Source organism: Streptomyces shenzhenensis, from assembly GCF_003688995.1.
Lineage (GTDB): Bacteria > Actinomycetota > Actinomycetes > Streptomycetales > Streptomycetaceae > Streptomyces > Streptomyces shenzhenensis_A.
Genome location: NZ_PENI01000002.1, coordinates 83,553 through 99,081, shown reverse-complemented (window position 1 = coordinate 99,081; position 15,529 = coordinate 83,553). Strand labels below are relative to the sequence as shown.

General features: G+C 70.8%; 11 protein-coding genes. 7 read left to right on the top strand and 4 right to left on the bottom strand.

All coding sequences use genetic code 11. The annotated features are described in order from the left end of the window. Positions 1-130: 130 nt before the first annotated feature. Both CTZ28_RS03480 and CTZ28_RS03475 read right to left on the bottom strand, forming a co-directional pair. Positions 131-3,634, bottom strand: coding sequence for a LamG-like jellyroll fold domain-containing protein (locus CTZ28_RS03480; protein WP_259471456.1), 3,504 nt, complete (start codon positions 3,632-3,634; stop codon positions 131-133). 1,049 nt (positions 3,635-4,683) lie between these two features. After that, on the bottom strand, positions 4,684-5,196 hold the full coding sequence (locus CTZ28_RS03475) for a TetR/AcrR family transcriptional regulator (protein ID WP_259471455.1): 513 nt from the start codon (positions 5,194-5,196) through the stop codon (positions 4,684-4,686). A 152-nt stretch (positions 5,197-5,348) separates the two neighbouring features. Here CTZ28_RS03475 and CTZ28_RS03470 point away from each other — a divergent pair, with 152 nt between their 5' ends. Together CTZ28_RS03470 and CTZ28_RS03465 are read left to right on the top strand one after the other, a co-directional pair. After that, positions 5,349-6,299, top strand: coding sequence for an NADP-dependent oxidoreductase (locus CTZ28_RS03470; protein ID WP_121887719.1), 951 nt, complete (start codon positions 5,349-5,351; stop codon positions 6,297-6,299). Between the two features lie 99 nt (positions 6,300-6,398). Continuing rightward, positions 6,399-7,031 carry a response regulator transcription factor gene (locus CTZ28_RS03465; RefSeq protein WP_121887718.1) on the top strand — a complete coding sequence of 211 codons (633 nt, stop codon included), beginning with the start codon at positions 6,399-6,401 and terminating at the stop codon, positions 7,029-7,031. A 388-nt stretch (positions 7,032-7,419) separates the two neighbouring features. Here CTZ28_RS03465 and CTZ28_RS03460 read toward each other — a convergent pair whose 3' ends face one another. Beyond that, on the bottom strand, positions 7,420-7,887 hold the full coding sequence (locus CTZ28_RS03460; protein ID WP_121887717.1) for a nuclear transport factor 2 family protein: 468 nt from the start codon (positions 7,885-7,887) through the stop codon (positions 7,420-7,422). A gap of 282 nt (positions 7,888-8,169) precedes the next feature. Beyond that, positions 8,170-9,354, bottom strand: a complete 1,185-nt coding sequence (locus tag CTZ28_RS03455) for a lipid-transfer protein (protein WP_121887716.1) — start codon at positions 9,352-9,354, stop codon at positions 8,170-8,172. 214 nt (positions 9,355-9,568) lie between these two features. On the opposite strand from CTZ28_RS03455, the gene CTZ28_RS03450 reads away from it, so the two are divergent. The 5 genes from CTZ28_RS03450 (at position 9,569) to CTZ28_RS03430 (ending at position 15,487) form a co-directional block, all read left to right on the top strand. Beyond that, a complete protein-coding gene (locus CTZ28_RS03450; protein ID WP_121887715.1) occupies positions 9,569-11,299 on the top strand; it encodes an MFS transporter in 1,731 nt (576 codons plus the stop codon). 353 nt (positions 11,300-11,652) lie between these two features. Next, a complete protein-coding gene (locus CTZ28_RS03445; protein WP_121887714.1) occupies positions 11,653-12,303 on the top strand; it encodes a class I SAM-dependent methyltransferase in 651 nt (216 codons plus the stop codon). A gap of 72 nt (positions 12,304-12,375) precedes the next feature. Then, complete coding sequence (locus CTZ28_RS03440) at positions 12,376-13,365, top strand: N-acetylmuramoyl-L-alanine amidase (RefSeq protein ID WP_121888085.1); 990 nt, start codon at positions 12,376-12,378, stop codon at positions 13,363-13,365. Between the two features lie 162 nt (positions 13,366-13,527). Continuing rightward, on the top strand, positions 13,528-14,358 hold the full coding sequence (locus tag CTZ28_RS03435) for a DUF5336 domain-containing protein (protein WP_121887713.1): 831 nt from the start codon (positions 13,528-13,530) through the stop codon (positions 14,356-14,358). 118 nt (positions 14,359-14,476) lie between these two features. Further along, on the top strand, positions 14,477-15,487 hold the full coding sequence (locus tag CTZ28_RS03430) for an LLM class F420-dependent oxidoreductase (protein WP_121887712.1): 1,011 nt from the start codon (positions 14,477-14,479) through the stop codon (positions 15,485-15,487). Positions 15,488-15,529 lie beyond the last annotated feature (42 nt).

Here is a 15,529-nt window from a genome sequence, read left to right as displayed (position 1 = left end):
TGTCATGAATCAATCAAAGGATGAGCAGCGGTCCCACACGGATGCCGCGCTGTGCACGTGGTGCAAGTGGTGCATGTGCAGTGCAGGGGCCGGTGCCGCGTGAACGGGCAGCACCGGCCACCGCACCGCATTAGCCGGACGCGTCGTCGCTCGCGTCGTCCTGCGCCGCCCCGACCAGCGGCCCGACCTGGTTTGGCTCTGCTGCCCCGGCCCAGATCCTGATGTCGGTGATCTCACCCGGCAGGTAGTGGCCCCACGTCTTGTTCACGAAGCCCTTGCCGCCGGCGAACTCGTCCGAGCCGATCACCGCGGTGTAGGGGGTGTCCGGTCCGTTCTGCGTAGAAGCGAGATACAGCCGGATCGTCCCTTCTTGCGCGTCGTAGACCCCGGTCAGACGTACCGCTCCGTCGGAAGCCGCCTGGTTGGAGTCGACTGCATCGAACGATCCGTCACTGCCGAGGCGGCCGAAGCGCCAGAACCCGACAGGCCGGGTCAGCAGATCACCCGTCTCATCATCGATGTACTCCTCGGAACTGGTGCGCTGGTACCACAGCCCCCACGCGGACCCGTCCGCGGTCCGCTGGCCGAGAACCTGCGCCGTGTAACCGTCCGGTTTGCCGTTGAGGACCTGTGTGTTCAAGGTGACCTCGGTGGTCACCGTGAAGGACTCACGGTCGTCCACGACCGGGCCCGGCGTGGTGACCGAGTCGTCGACACCGTCCAGCACGATCGCGTCGTTGACCATCTGCGCCCCGCCGTTCAACTGCAGGCTCCGCCCATAGCCGCTGACCGTGTCCGCGATAGGCGCGGTGCCGGTGCTGCCCTGCGGCTGCCAGTTGGCCACCAGTTCCACGGCCCGTGCGCTCTCGTCCGCGTTCAGCAGCTTGGCCACCTTGGCGACCTCTGCATCCGGCAGCACGGTCTGGAACACGGCTGCCTCGTCGATACGGCCCTTCCAGTAGTTGTTGTAGCTGCCGTAGGTGGTGCCGGCACGGCCGATCTGGAAGTTGCCGTCCACGGCCGTCGCCCACCCCGCTTCCGGCACCGGCACCGGGTCCCCCTGCCTGCGGCCGTTCACGAACAGGCTCAGCGTGTGCGCGTCACCGTCGTACACGCCTGCCAGATGGGTCCACGCCTTCAGGGTGATCCCCGCAGTCACGTCGGCGTTGGCACCGATGTACTTGCGTGTGCCGTTCTCGTACCAGTGCATCAGGAACACCCACCGGTCCACTCCCGGCGAGTAGTAGAGCTCGAAGCCTCTGTTGTCGCTGCCGGTCTGGGAGAGCACCGTGCGGAAGGCGGTTTTGTCGGTGGGGTAGGCCCAGGCGGAGACGGTGTAGGAGGACTGGGTGTTCACCACCGTTCCTGAGCTCTCCGCATACCCGGTCTGCTGGCCGCTGTTGGTGGTGTCGTTCAGCCACAGTGAGCGGCCGGCGTCACCGGTGCGGGAGAAGGTCGACCAGCCTGCTCCGGCCTCGCGCAGGGTCAGGTTGTGCCGGCTACCCGAGGCTGTTCCTGTATCGGCCGCGCTCGTCGCCCCGGAACCAGGTGCCGCGTCGTCGAAGTGCCACAGCCCCGAGGGACCTTCGCCCTCGGCGACATTGAAGCGCACCGCCGTGGTCTCACCGGACTGGCCGGTTCCGACGCTGTCGACCGCCCGCACGTACAGCACCTGAATGCCCGACAGGGCGGGTTTGATCGACCGGGTGAGCGTGCCCGTCGACGGTGCCTTCGTCCATTTCTTGTCGGTGGCGAGCTTGTACTCGAAGGCGCTGATGTTGTTGTCGGCCGCGTTCTTGGTGAAGGTGAACTGCCCCGCGATCCCCGGCCCGCCGGACGCCGTGGTGCAGCCGTCGCCGTCATCCGGGCAGATCTTGTACACCGCCCCGTCCGGCGTGGTCACGGACGGCGCCTTGGGCCTGGTCGAGTCGATCTCGAAGTAGCACCAGCCCTTGGTGGACGCCGTGGTGCTGCCCTCCAGGTAGGTCGAGCCATTGTCGTAGTAGGAGCGCGTCGAGATCCTCATCCGGTACAAGGTGTTCTGCAGGAGAGTGACCGGTGAGTCGACCGTCACCTTCGCGTTGTCCCCGACAAAGCCGCTGGAGGGCCGTACCGGCTCGGTCGCCACGACCGACCAGGTACCGTCGGTGTCCTTTCGCTGCACATAGAAGTGGGCCCGCAGACTCGCCCCGCTCTCCCCGCCGGGCGCCGTCTGGACCTGGCCGCTCAGCGCCGGCGTCAGATCCGAGATCCACGCCGGATCCGACGCGCTGGTCTCACACGTGTTCGCCACCAGAGGGTTCGTCGGCACTCCGGGCTCGGCGACATAGGTGACGGCCAGCACGGCATCGTTCCTGAACCGCTTCCACGCCGAGGTGTCGCCCTCGTCCTTCGCCTTCAGCATGAGCGTAAGGCGGGAGAACTTGCCGTCCGCGAACGACCTCACCGTCGGGGTGAGATTCTCGTAGCTCTCGTTCGGGTCGTCGTTGAACTCGATCGGCGCCGTCGGCTTGTCCGGGTCGCACGCGGAGCCACGCCCCGCGGACACGTTGCGGTCGCCCACCAGGTCGATGTGCGTCGGACGCGATGCCCACGTGGTGGAGGACGAGATGTTGCCCGTCCGGTACAGCTGCACCCACCGCGGATCGCACTGGAACGCCCACGGCTCGGTCACCCGGAACGTCGCGTCCAGAACGTGCTTGCCCTTCAGCTTCGACGGGGAGAACTCGAAGTAGAGACGCTGCGTATACCCGGGACCGCAGTAATAACCGCCCCACGTCCCGCACTTGCCGACCCCCTGGCCCTGGTTGTCGCTGCCGTTGCCCCAGCCGTACGACTCATAGCCGTCCGACCGCAGCAGCGTGCGCTCCGCCTCACCCCAGGACACCGAGGGATCGATGCTCAGCGGGAAGTCTGCCGCGTCCGTGCCGGCCAGCATCCCCGCATCGGGCACCACGGTCAGCGAGTCCGCGTCGACCCGCGTGGCCACCGCCTTCACCGTGTCACCGGCCCTCGGCTCAACCCCCGGCTCCCCGCCGCCGGCCTCCCCCGCCTGGCCGGACGAAGATGCACGTGCACCGGAGGACCCGGCCGCGGGCGGTACGGTCTCACCGGAGCCGGCCGAGTCCCACATCTGCGCCCTCGGGGCACGGAACACCCAGTTGCCGTTCTCGTCGACCGCCTGATAGCCGCCGCTGTCGTGACCCACGACACCCAGCCCGGCCGTCTGCAACGAGTACTCGATCTGCTGGAGTTCGGGCTGCGCGGCAGCCTGGGGAGTCTTGACGATCAGCACATGCCGGAAACCCTCGGCAGACGCCGTGATCTTGAGATCCACGCCGTCGAACACATCCCGATACAAGGCACTCGCCCCGGCCAGCTCCGGCTCGGGCAGCGCCCCGGGCCATCCCAGCGCAAGGGACCGGCCACGGTCCCCGATCCGCACCAGCGGCTCCTGCGACCCGCCACCGGAGAACTCCATCCCCACAGCCGCGGCCTTCGGTACCACCGACCCATCCGCCTGCCGCACCAGCGTCGCGTCCGGAGCCTGCCAGCCGCCACCGGCCGCCGGCACCCGCACGGGAACCGCCGACTCCTCCAACGTCAGCGTGGAACCGTCAGGGTTGGCATACACGGTCGTATCCGACGACCGCTCCCCCACCACCTCGACCCGCTCACCCGTCTCAGCCGCCGTCGCCAACGCCCGCGCAGCCTCACTCCCCTCCGGGCTGCTGTCCGACACGGCGGACACCCTGGACTGCGCAGCCCCCTGCGCCACCGACGGCAGCGGCCCCAGCACCAGCACGCCGGCCGTCAACACCGCCAGCGCACCACCCGACCAACCCGGTCTTCGGACACGCACACGCATCCAGCCCCACCCCTTCAGACACGAACCACGCCAGGCATCAAGCCCTTTCAAATCCGCCACATAAAACAACAACACCCATCACACGGTAAAGATCTTGAACAGAAAACGAGACATCATCAACGAACCACGTTTTACCGGCCCATAAATGCATGATCCCCGCATCGTAAATTCACCCACGCATTAACGGCGTTATAATTTCCGATGGAATCAAAATTACCTATGGGTGATTTTAAGGTTTACGGGCAATGCCCGTCGCTCGGTCGCCGGCACAGCGAAGCGATAACTACCCTGGTTTCAGAGGCTGTTGGCTGCCCACCGTCACCTTTGGCGGCGCACTCACATCCGCCGAGAATGCCCCGTCCCGGAGTTCTCAGTCGGCAGCACCATCAGGCAGAGTATGGCCAACTTATATCAGTGAAAAATCACTACATGGCCCGGCCAATCCCTATAGGCGTGAAGCATCCGGGATAGCCCCAATGTCACATGTTCGCCCAGGTGGTGGCGTATGGATGGCTGGTGACGTTCGCGCAGACCGCTGGAAGTGCGGTGGCCGATCCTCTGTGAGTGCGCTGGCTGGCCGGCAGCGAGGAATCCCCTGAGGCGGACACTCTCTCAAGGTGAACCCGACCATGAATGCGGCGAAGATGCCAATCCGGTGCGTAGTCGCAGGGTGCCGACGGCCGGGAGAGCGGTTCGGTCTGCCGATTCGTCTCAGCGGAGGAGCCCGGCAGGGTGTGCGCCCGGGGTGACACCGGCACCGGCGGGCCCCGCTCAGAGCGAGCCGACCGCCCGGCTGGCGGTGCCCGTGCCCGAGGTCATTCTTCGGTCAGTACCCCGCTGAGCAGCAGGTCGGTCAGTCTTGGAATGGTCGATGCCCGTTCGGCCGGGTGAGCCCGGAAGGAGCTGATGGCCCTCAGGGCGACGCGTGCGTCCTCGGTCGACACCCCCTGGCGGACGGCGCCGTCATGTCGTGCGCGTTCCACCAGCCGCGCGAACCCCTGCGCGTGTGCGCGGCGTTGTTCGGTGAAGGCCGCGCCCGCCGCGTGCGAGCCGAGCAGCGCTTCGTTGAGGACGCGGTCACGTACCTGCCGTTCGGCGAAGCGGAGGATGGTGCCGCGCAGCGCACGCCGGGAGTCCGGGTCGGCGAGAGCGGCCCGCATCTCCTCCTCGCACCGCGTGACCTGCTCGGCGAGCACGGCGGCGATGAGATCCTCGCGCGACGGAAAGTGCCGGTAGACCGTGGCGACGCCGATGCCCGCACGCCGGGCGATCTCACGCACCGGCAGGTCCAGCCCGTCTGCGGCAAAGGCGGCCCGCGCTGTCGCCACGATGCGCCTTTGATTGTGTTCGGCATCCGAACGGCGTTTCCGAGTCAATGCGCTGTGCCCGCCTCTCACTTCCGCACGATCTGGAACGGCTGTTCCTCTTTCGCTTCTACGGTAGTCCGCGGTCTTGTCGCTCCACGTGGGGAGAGGTACTCGTGTTCGCAGTGCGGTTCGACCGGTTCGGTCCTCCCGAAGTGCTGTCCGTGGGCGCGCTTCCCGAGCCCCACGCGGGGCGGGGCGAAGTACGCGTCAGGGTCAGAGCCGCCGGCGTCTCGCCGGCCGATGTCGCGCTGCGCGCCGGACGGTTGCCGTCGAGCGAGAAGATCGCTCTGCCGCACATTCCGGGGGTCGACGCGGCTGGAGTCGTCGACGAGGTGGGTCCGGATGTCACCGGTACCGCGGTCGGGGACGAGGTGTTCGGCGCGGTCGATGTCGCACGGCTCGGCGGGGCGAGCGCCGAGTTCGCCGTATTGAGGTTCTGGACGGCGAAACCGGCGTCGATGTCGTGGGAAGAGGCCGGCGCGAGCGGTACGAGCGTCGAGACGGCGACCCGGGTGCTCGACCTGCTCGACGTACGCGAAGGAACCACGCTGCTGATCGATGGCGCGGCAGGCGGCGTCGGCAGCGTCGCCGTGCAGCTGGCCGTCGCCCGGGGCGCCCGTGTCATCGGCACGGGCAGCCCGGCGAACCAGACCTTCATCGCCGGGCTCGGCGCGCTCCCCACCACCTATGGCCAGGGGCTGCCGGAGCGGGTCCGCGCGCTGTGGAACGGCCGGGTCGACCTCGCGCTCGACGTCGCCGGTGCCGGCTCCCTCCCCGAACTCGTCGCGCTCACCGGCACGGCGGACTCGGTCGTCACGATCGCCGACTTCACCGCCCGGCAGCTCGGGGTCCGTCTTTCGTCCGGCGAGCTGGGCGGCGAGCCGAACGGACACCATGGTCTCGCCGCCGCGGCCGCGCTCTTCGCAGAAGGCCGCTTCCGCCTTCCCGTGCAGGAGGTGTTCGCCATGACACAGGCCGCCCGCGCGCACGCGCTCGCCGCGCGAGGACCACGGCGGGGAAAGATCGCCCTGGCTGTCCCCCAGACCCTGACAACCGCCGAATGAGCGAGTGCGGCGGCGTCAGCGGCGGCACCGGCTGCCACGGACCTGTCGCCCGACGCGCCCCGGCAAGCGCCCCGATCTAGCCTGTTCCTCGTGAACGAGATGCCGCAGGAGCACCGCCCGCTCAGGGGGATCAGGGTTCTGCTCGCCGAGGACCCGGGCATGGTGCGTGGCGCGCTGGCCCTGCTGCTCGGCATGGAGGACGACATCGAGGTCGTCGCCCAGGTCGCGGCGGGCGACGCGATCGTGGACGCCGCGCTGCTGCACCGGCCCGACGTGGCCCTGCTGGACAGCGAACTGCCGGGTATGAGCGGCCTGGAGGCGGCGGCCGAGCTGCGCGCGCAGGCGCCCGACTGCCGGGTGCTGATCCTGACCACGTTCGGCCGGCCCGGCCAGCTGCGCCGGGCCATGGCGGCCGGGGCGGCCGGATTCCTGGTCAAGGACGGGCCGGTGGAGGAGCTGGCGGTGGCGATCCGGCGCGTGCTCACCGGGGAGACGGTGGTCGACCCGGCGCTGGCCGCCGCCGCGCTGAGCGCCGGGCCGAATCCGCTGACCGGCCGGGAGTGCGAGGTGCTGAAGGCGTCGGTGGACGGCGCGAGCGTCGCCGACATCGCGGCGAAGCTGGGTCTGTCCGAGTCGGCGGTCCGCAACCACCTGTCCGCGGCCATCGGCAAGACGGGCACCCGCAACCGCACGGAGGCCCTGCGCGAGGCCCGCCACCAGGGCTGGCTGTGACCGTCCCCTCGTACGCCAACTCCCGCCCGCCACGCCATACGGCACACGGCCGGACACACCGGCACCCAACTGCCGACAGCAGGCAGCGGCCGACCGTCACCGACAACGCCCTACGCGGGCCCGCCACCCGGGCTGACCACGCCCCCGTACGACACCCCACGCCCGCCCCACCACGCCATGCGGCACTTGGCCGGACACACCGGCACCCAACTGCCGACAGCAGGCGGCGGCGCGGCCGACCGTCACCGACAACGCCCTACGCGGGCCCGCCACCAGGGCTGGCTGTGACCGTCCCCTCGTACGACGCCCCCGCCCCACCACGCCATGCGGCACTCGTCATCGAACGGGCGAACGGCGCGAGAACGACAGGGACTTGACGACAGGATGGTCAGAGGCCCAGGTCGGTCAGGCCGGGGTGGTCGTCGGGGCGGCGGCCGAGGGGCCAGTGGTAGGTGCGGTCGTCCGCCTTGATGGGGAGGTCGTTGATGGAGGCCAGGCGGACCCGCATCAGGCCGTCGTCGTCGAACTCCCAGTTCTCGTTCCCGTACGAGCGGTACCAGGTGCCCGAGTCGTCGTGGCACTCGTAGGCGAAGCGCACGGCGATACGGTTCGCGTCGTGTGCCCACAGCTCCTTGATGAGCCGGTACTCCTGCTCCCGGGTCCATTTCCGGGTGAGGAAGGCGACGATCTCCTCGCGGCCGTTGATGAATTCCCCGCGGTTGCGCCAGCGGCTGTCGGCCGTGTAGGCGAGGGCCACCCGCTCGGGATCCCGGCTGTTCCATGCGTCCTCGGCCAGGCGGACCTTCTCGATCGCACTCTCCCGGGTGAACGGGGGCACAGGCGGCTTCGCGGCCATGGATTCTCCCAGCGCGTCACGGTTGCGGCATCCGGTGCCCGCCGAGGTCGGTCCGGCAGCCGGACACCACCGCGCCGGCCGGTGCGTTACGGCGTTCATTCCATACCGGCCACCCAGTGATCGCAACACGCCCGCCACCTCAGCCCACGGCAGCGTCAACACCGCCCCGCCTCCCCGGAGACCGGACCGGCCGAGACCGGCGCCGCCCCCGAGGCGAGCGGGGTCGCGGCCGGTCCGCAGGTCGGTCGACCTGTACCACCGGCCACCGTACGGCCGACGGACCTACACCGCCCGTACCAGCGTCACCACCGCCGCGCCGCCCAGGCCGATGTTGTGGGCCAGTCCGACCCGCGCCCCGGCCACCTGCCGTTCCCCCGCGCGGCCGCGCAGTTGCCATACCAGCTCGGCGACCTGGGCGAGGCCGGTGGCGCCCAGGGGATGTCCCTTGGAGATCAGCCCGCCCGACGGGTTGACCACCCAGCGCCCGCCGTACGTGGTCGCCCCGGACTCGACGAGCTTGCCGGACTCCCCTGGCCCGCACATGCCGAGCGCCTCGTAGGTGAGCAGTTCGTTGATGGAGAAACAGTCGTGCAGTTCCACCACGTCCACGTCCTCGATGCCGAGCCCGGCCCGCTCGTACGCCTGCCGGGCTGCCGCGCGGGACATCGGCTGTCCGACGACGTCGATGCAGGAACCGGACGCGAAGGACTCCTCGGTGTCGGTGGTCATGGCCTGCCCGGCGATCTCGACGAGTCCGGCGAGACCGTGCCGTGCGGCGAACCGTTCGGACACCACCACGGCCGCCGCCGCGCCGTCCGAGGTGGGCGAGCACTGGAGCTTGGTGAGCGGCCGGTGCACGGTGCGGGAGGCGAGCACCTCGGCGACGTCGTACACGTCCCGGAACTGGGCGTACGGATTGTGCGCGGAGTGCCGGTGGTTCTTGGCGGCGACGGCGGCGAGCTGCGCCTCGGTCGTGCCATAGAGGTCCATGTGCTCGCGGGCCGCGGCGCCGAAGATCTGCGCGGTCGGCGGGGTCGCCGCGAAGCCGTGCCGGGCCGCCAGCACGCCGTAGTGCCGGGCGACCGGGGAGGTCGCGAAGTCCCCGCCGTCGGTGCCCGCCCCGAGCGCGCCCCGCCGCATCTTCTCGAAGCCGAGCGCCAGCACGCAGTCGCAGCCGCCCTCGACGAGCTGCCGGGCCAGCATCAGCGCGGTGGATCCGGTGGCGCAGTTGTTGTTCAGGTTGTAGACGGGGACGCCGGTCAGTCCGAGTTCGTAGGCGGCGCGCTGGCCGGCCGTGGAGGGCTGGAAGCAGTAGCCGACGGGAACCTGTTCCACCTCGGAGTACGTGATTCCGGCGTCGGCGAGGGCTGCGCCGCCCGCCTCCCGCGCCATGTCCCAGTACTGCCATTCACGGGTCTCGGGCTTCTCGAACCTGGTCATCCCGACCCCGGCTACATAGGCCTTCATGGCCGTCAGATTAGAACGTGTTCCACCATTACGCCAGCCTTCCGGCGACCCCTGTCGGTCTTCTGACGGCACATCAGATCCCCATGGTCGGGTCAAGGATTTGTTAGGGAGCCGAAGCGACGGAATAGTTGCCCGTGCATACGAGGTTCCCCGAAGACCCACCCCGCGCGGTTCACCGACCACCTCTCCACTTCCGGCCCGGAGGCCTCACTCCATGACGCACACGAACGACCAGCCCACCCGGAGCGCGAGCGGGACCGTGGTCCCGGTACTCGCCTTCGCGGGCATCACGGTCGCGGTGATGCAGACCCTGCTCGTCCCCGTCATCAAGGACCTGCCGCAGCTGCTGGCCACCTCGCCCAGCAACGCCACCTGGGTGCTCACCTCGACGCTGCTGTCCGGCGCCGTGGCCACCCCGATCATGGGCCGCCTCGGCGACCTGTACGGCAAGCGGCGCCTGCTCATAGCCAGCCTCGCGGTGATGGTGGTCGGCGCACTGATCAGCGCGGTCACGAGCCAGCTGCTCATGATGATCGTGGGCCGTACGCTCCAGGGCTTCGCGATGGGTGCGATCCCGCTCGGCATCGGCCTGATGCGCGACATGCTGCCGCGCGAACGGCTCGGCTCGGCGATGGCCCTGATGAGTTCCTCGATCGGCGTCGGCGGCGGCCTCGCGCTGCCGGGCGCGGCCCTGGTCGCCCAGCACGCGAACTGGCACGCCCTGTTCTACGGCGCCGCCGCCCTCGGCGTGATCGCCATCGCCCTCACCCTGCTGACCGTCCCCGAGTCCCCGATGCGCGCCCCTGGTTCCTTCGACCTGCCCGGCGCGCTCGGCCTGTCCGCGGGCCTGGTCCTGCTGCTCCTGCCGGTCACCAAGGGCAGCGACTGGGGCTGGTCGTCCGGCACCACGCTCGGCCTGTTCGGCGCGGCCGTCGCCGTGCTGCTGCTGTGGGGCCTGCTGGAGCTGCGCGTCAAGGCGCCGCTCGTCGACCTGCGCACCACCGCCCGCCGCGAGGTCCTGCTGACCAACCTCGCCTCGATCATGGTCGGCGTCTCCTTCTACGTCGTCTCGCTCGTCCTGCCCCAGCTGCTCCAGCTGCCGAGGTCCACCGGATACGGCCTCGGCCAGTCGATGGTCGCCGCGGGTCTGCTGGTGGCGCCGCTCGGCCTGACGATGATGTTCACGGCACCCGTCTACGCCCGGCTGTCCGCCAAGTACGGCCCCAAGGTCACCCTGATCCTCGGCATGCTGATCATCGCGATCGGCTACGGCGCCGGCCTCGGCCTGATGAGCGCCCCCTGGCAGAGCCTCGTCATCGCGGTGATCCTCGGCGCGGGCATCGGCCTCGCGTACTCCTCGCTGCCCGCGCTGATCGTCGGCGCGGTCCCGGCCTCGGAGACGGGCGCGGCCAACGGCCTGAACACCCTGATGCGCTCCATCGGTACGTCCGTGTCGAGCGCCGTGATCGGCATGGTGCTCGCCAACACGGCGCACACCGTGGGCGGCACCGCGATCCCGACCATGCACGGCTTCCGCGTCTCCTTCCTGATCGCGACGGCCGCGGTCGCGGTGGGCCTCGCCCTGGCCGTGTTCCTGCCGAAGCCCCAGCGCGCCTCGCAGCTGCGGGCGAGCAGCGAGGAGGAGGCCAACCTGGACCGCGCCGAGCGGGCGCTGCGCGGCTTCCACGGCCGGGTCCTGGACGCCGACGGCGCCCCGGTCGCCCGCGCCAAGGTCACCCTGATAGACCGCCGGGGCCGCCAGGCGGGCGCGACCCTCTCCGCGGAGGACGGCAGCTACGCCCTCGCCGTGCCCGCCGGGGGCGCCTACGTGGTGGCGGCCCGGGCCACCGGCCACGGCCCACACGCCTCATCCGCAACCCACACGGGCGACGAACACCCGATCCCCCTGGACCTCCCCCTACCAACCAAAACCATCACCGCCTGACAGCGAGGATGCGACGTGCGGCCGCGCCCCGATAGGGGCGCGGGGAACTGCGCGACCAGCCACAACGGCCCCGCACCCGCACACGACGCCCAGCAACCCCGAACCCCCGCGCAGCTGAGCCCCGCCGGCAGGCACCCGCGGGGAACTGCGCGACCAGCCACAACGCACCCGCAGCCGCGACCTTGCCAATGGACGTCCACGGAGACGCGCCCCGATAGGGGCGCGGGGAACTGCGCGATCAACCACAACGCACCCGCAGCCGCACACGACGCCCGCCAACCCCGAACCCCCACGTGGCCGAGCGTGCGGCAGCATAAGCGACCGTACGCACATGCCCCCCCGAGAGGACCCCCATGCCCCCGGCGCCACCGCCCGAGACCCTGGCCGCGTTCGAGGCGGCGAAGGGGTTCATGCCCCCGGACGAGGGCCTCGCGCTGCACGCGGCGGCCGTAGAGGCAGGACAGCTGGGCCTCCCGCTGCTGGAGATCGGCACGTACTGCGGACGCTCCACGGTGCTGCTGGCGGACGCCGCCCGGCAAAGCGGGGTGAGCGCGCTCACCGTGGACCACCACCGCGGCAGCGAGGAGCAGCAGCCGGGCTGGGAGTACCACGACCCGGAGACGGTCGATCCCGAGGTCGGCCTGATGGACACGCTGCCCGCGTTCCGCAGGACGCTGCACCGGGCGGGCCTGGAGGAACACGTCGTCGCCCTGGTCGGCCGCTCGCCGCGGATCGCCGCCCTCTGGAACTCCCCGCTCGGGCTCGTCTTCATCGACGGCGGCCACACCGACGAGCACGCTGGCGCCGACTACGAGGGCTGGGCCCCGCACGTGGCCGAGGGCGGCCTGCTCGCCGTCCACGACGTGTTCCCGGACCCGGTGGACGAGTTCACCGGCCAGGCCCCGTACCGGATCTGGCGCAGAGCGCTGGCATCCGGCGCGTTCACCGAGACCTCGGCCCACGGTTCGCTGCGCGTACTACGGCGAACGGGGACGGGGATCTGAGCCCGGCGCTCGCCGGACGCAGCCGTCAGGGAGATCCGGTGGACACCGTCAACGCCCACTAGGGTGGCACCCGTGTCGTACGTAGGCCCCGACTTCGAACCCCCGCGGCCGCGCCGCTCCCGGCGCCCGCTCACGGTGGCGCTGGCCGCCCTGGTGCCGGGCGCGCTGCTCGGCTGGCTCGTGTACCAGGCGGTGGGCGGCTCGGACGGCTCCGCCGCGGCCGGCGGCGCGTCCACGCCCCCAGCGGCGTCCTCGGCGTCCGCCGGGCGCTCGACGCCACCGACCGGCTCACCGGACTCCGCCTCGCCGGACTCCGCCTCCCCCCGATCCTCCCCCGGCGACGACGGGAAGCCGACGGCCGCGGCACCGGGCGCCACCGGCTCCGAGCCGCTCGCGGGCAAGGTGGTCGTCATCGACCCGGGGCACAACTCAGGAAACTTCCGGCATACGGCAGAGATCAACCGCAAGGTCGATATCGGCACAGGCCGGAAGGAATGCGATACGACGGGCACGGCCACCGACGACGGCTACCCGGAGGCCCAGTTCACCCTGGACGTGTCCCACCGGCTGCGCACCCTGCTGGAGCAGCAGGGCGCCACGGTGAAGCTGACCCACGACCGGGACGAGCCCCCGTGGGGACCGTGCGTGGACGAGCGGGCCCGGATCGGCAACACCGCGCACGCGGACGCGGCGATCTCGATCCACGCGGACGGCTCGGCGACGGGCAACCGCGGGTTCCATGTGATCCTGCCGGGCTCCGTGCACGCCGGCGGCGCCGACACCCGCCCGATCGTCGCCCCCTCCCGCGACCTCGGCGAGCGGATCGCGGGCAACTTCGTGCGGGCCACGGGCAGCGCGCCCGCCAACTACGTCGGCGGCGGCACCGGTCTCGTCACCCGCGCGGACCTGGGCGGTCTCAATCTGTCAACGGTTCCCAAGGTCTTCATCGAGTGCGGCAACATGCGCGACAGCAAGGACGCGGCACGGTTGACCAGCGGCGCCTGGCGGCAGAAGGCGGCGGAGGGGATCTCTGAGGGAATCGTGAGTTTCCTGCGCGGGTAGGGTCCCGCGGACCGCACCGGGCGGACACCGTGATCGTACGGAAGGTAGGGTCGGCCTACGATGAGGGGCCACCCCCCGCGCTTCGCACCGGGCCCTTGAGGGGCGACACACGGTGACAGCGACGCCTCCACTGACGACGAGACGACCTACGAAGGATCTGAAGTGAATATCCGCTCCCTCACTAGGGGCGACGGCGTGGTGATCGGAGCAGCGGTGTTGCTGTTCATCGCGTCGTTCCTCGACAACTACTCGTACAACGGGGTACCGAGCAACATCGACCTGCCCAGCCTGTGGGCGAGCGGGCCGGTCATGTTCAGCGTCGTACTCGCGGGGATCATCGGCGCCGCGCTCCTCGTCGTCATCCGGCTGCTGCCGCAGCCCCCCAAGGTGGTCGGCCTCGACCTCGGTCCGCTCGGTGTGGCCCTCACGGTCTTCGCCGCGTGGAGCGCGCTCGGCAATGTCATCGACCCGGCGGGTGCCGCGGACAACCTGAGCAACTCCAGCGACGGCCCGAGCGCCGGCACCGGTCTCGTCATCGCCCTCATCGCCACCCTGGTCATGGCGGGGGCGGCCATCGCCGGCCCGCTGGTGCCCGCCCTCCAGGCCGGTCTGATCCCGGCCCCCAAGCCGGCCGCCCCGCAGCCCTACGGCGCCCAGCCCCAGGGCGCGTACGGCTACCCCGGCGCCGCGCAGCAGCAGCCGCCGCAGCAGCAGCCGTACGGCGGCCAGCCGCAGCAGAGCCAGCCGTTCGATCCGTTCGGCCAGCAGCCGCCGGCCCCGCAGCGGGCCCAGGCCGCGGAGTTCTCGCCGTTCTGGTTCGCCGTGCCGGTGCCGCGGCCGCTGTTCGCCGAGGACGGCTCGGCCCCGATCGCCGAACTGGCGCCGGGCACCTGGTACCTGGCGGTCGAGCAGCGCGGTGCGCAGCTGGTCGCGCAGACCCAGGACGGCCGCCGCGGTGTGCTCCAGGACACCTCCGGTATCCAGCGCGGCTGAGCCGCCGGTCCACTGCCGTCGCTTCCGGCCCCTCGCCCCTCCGGCCCCTCGCCCTTCCGGGCGGGGGGCCGTTGCCGTACAGTCGCCCCGTTGTCTGATGGACCGTCAGGAGGCGGGCATGCGGCTCGGTCTGGCACTCGGCTACTGGGGGCGCGGCCCCTCCGCTGACCAGGTGCCGCTGGCCCGGGAGGCGGAGCGGCTCGGCTACGACTCGGTGTGGACGGCGGAGTCCTGGGGCTCGGACGCGTTCACCCCGCTGGCCTGGATCGCCGCGCACACCACGCGGATCCGGCTGGGCACGGCGGTCGCCCAGATGGCGGCCCGCTCCCCCACCACCACCGCGATGCACGCCCTCACCCTGGACCATCTCTCCGGCGGGCGGATGCTGCTCGGCCTCGGGCTGTCCGGGCCGCAGGTCGTGGAGGGCTGGTACGGCCGCCCGTTCCCGCGCTCGCCGCTGACCGCGACCCGGGAGTACGTCGACGTCGTACGGCAGGTGCTGCGCCGGGCGGCGCCGGTGGCCGTGGACGGCCGCTTCCACCCGCTGCCCTACCGCGGCCCGGACGCCACCGGCCTGGGCAAGCCGCTCAAGCCGATCACCCATCCGCTCCGCCCGGACCTGCCGGTGCTGCTCGGCGCCGAGGGCCCGAAGAACGTCGCCCAGACCACCCGGATCGCCGACGGCTGGCTGCCGCTGTACTGGGCGCCGAGCCGGCCCGAGGTGTACGGGCCCGCCGTCCAGGACCTGCCCGCGGGTTTTCTCGTCGCCCCCATGGCCCAGGTCAGGGTCTGTGCCGATGTCGCCGCGGGGCTGCTCCCCGTCAAGGCCATGCTCGGCTTCTACATCGGCGGCATGGGGCACGCGGCCCGCAACTTCCACGCCGACCTGATGGCACGCATGGGGTACGCGGACGAGGCGCGGCGGATCCAGGAGCTGTTCCTGTCCGGCCGCCGGGAGGAGGCCGTACGGGCCGTCCCGGACGCGTTCGCCGACGAGATCTCCCTGGTCGGCCCCCGCGAACGGATAGCCGAACGCCTGGAGTCATGGCGCAAGTCCCCGATCACCGACCTCCTGGCCCTGACCTCGGACCCCCGCACACTACGCGTACTGGCGGAGCTCAACTCCTAGCGCTCTGACCGGAGCGCGGTGAAGTCGTCCGTCACGCGGGAG